Origin of the sequence: Stenotrophomonas sp. GbtcB23, assembly GCF_019091045.1 — a bacterium.
Taxonomy (GTDB): Bacteria; Pseudomonadota; Gammaproteobacteria; order Xanthomonadales; family Xanthomonadaceae; genus Stenotrophomonas; species Stenotrophomonas rhizophila_A.
The window spans coordinates 1-231 of sequence record NZ_JAGXKC010000752.1 but is presented as its reverse complement, the minus strand read 5'-3'; the positions used below and the strand labels follow the sequence as shown (position 1 = coordinate 231).

Sequence of the window (231 nt, the reverse complement as noted above, 5' to 3'; positions counted from 1 at the left end):
CTTGGCCATCAACGAGATGGCCAGGAACGGCGAACTGAAGGCGCCCGTTGTAATTGGCCGCGGCCACCTCGATTCCGGCTCCGTCGCCTCGCCGAACCGCGAGACGGAAGCGATGAAGGATGGCTCGGACGCCGTCTCCGACTGGCCCCTCTTGAACGCTCTGCTCAACACTGCCTCAGGCGCCACCTGGGTTTCGCTGCATCATGGCGGCGGTGTCGGCATGGGGTTCTC

1 pseudogene is annotated in these 231 nt (G+C 64.9%); it reads left to right on the top strand.

The window, feature by feature from the left end:
• Positions 1 to 231: pseudogene (locus KVS69_RS20810) on the top strand (urocanate hydratase); the annotation flags it as partial.